At 62.4% G+C, this 837-nt stretch carries 2 protein-coding genes; one reads left to right on the plus strand and one right to left on the minus strand.

The annotated features are described in order from the left end of the window. Window positions 1–233, minus strand: a 233-nt coding sequence (locus CCN51_RS48970) for a maleylpyruvate isomerase N-terminal domain-containing protein (protein WP_211303329.1), incomplete at its 3' end; no start/stop codon positions are given. A 162-nt stretch (window positions 234–395) separates the two neighbouring features. Here CCN51_RS48970 and CCN51_RS48975 point away from each other — a divergent pair. Beyond that, on the plus strand, window positions 396–837 hold a 442-nt coding region (locus CCN51_RS48975), incomplete at its 3' end, for a BRO-N domain-containing protein (protein ID WP_143676163.1).

Consider the following 837-nt stretch of genomic DNA (forward strand, 5'->3'; position numbering starts at 1 on the left):
GCCCGCTCCACCCGCGCCGCCCACATCTCGACGGTGTCACCGGACGCGGCGACACGCTCCTCACCCGTCAGGAGAGAGGTCGCCATGACATGCCCGCCGATCACATGGCCCACCAGATCGCGGATGCTCCATTCAGTGCAGGGGGTGGGCAGTTCCCAGTCCTCCTCCTTCGCTTTGCTGAGGATTTCGGCGAACTGGGCGTTGACGACGCGGAGTGCGTGTCGGTTGTCCATCAGGGCTGCTCCAGGAGTCGGTGGTTCAGGGTCGGTGGTTCAGGGTCGGTGATCTCGCGCCAGCGGAATGGTTCACTCCCCACCTTTTGAGCGAACTCGCCCTTAATCGTGGGTTGTTTGCGCATCGGGATGCATAACGTCCGTCGTGGAGGTGACGCTCTCATGAGCACACAAAACATTCCGCCGACCCCGGCGGGCAAGCAGGACGCGATCGACATCAACGACTTCGTCTACGTGGCGACCGGAGCCCGCGTGCGGCGACTCACGCTGCCGGACGGAACCCACTGGTTCCCGGCGGTCGATGTCTGCGCCGAACTCAAGCACTCGAACCCTAGTGAGGCCATGCGTAGGCATGTCCCCGAGGAGATGCGGCGCACGCTCCAAAGTCTAAGTTCCCGTGATGGTTTGAGTATCCCCGCAGGTCAGGGGCTCAAGAAGTCTATGGTGATGATGAGTCTCAACGGGTTGATCCGCCTCATCAACGGTTGCGTGAAGCCCGAGTGCGAGCCCTTCAAGAACTGGGTGACCGAGGTCGTGGTCTCCATCCAGCGGCATGGCTCGTACGAACTCAAGAAGGCCGAAGTACAGCCCACCACCCCGGACG

This window comes from Streptomyces milbemycinicus, from assembly GCF_002154605.1.
Classification (GTDB): domain Bacteria; phylum Actinomycetota; class Actinomycetes; order Streptomycetales; family Streptomycetaceae; genus Streptomyces; species Streptomyces milbemycinicus.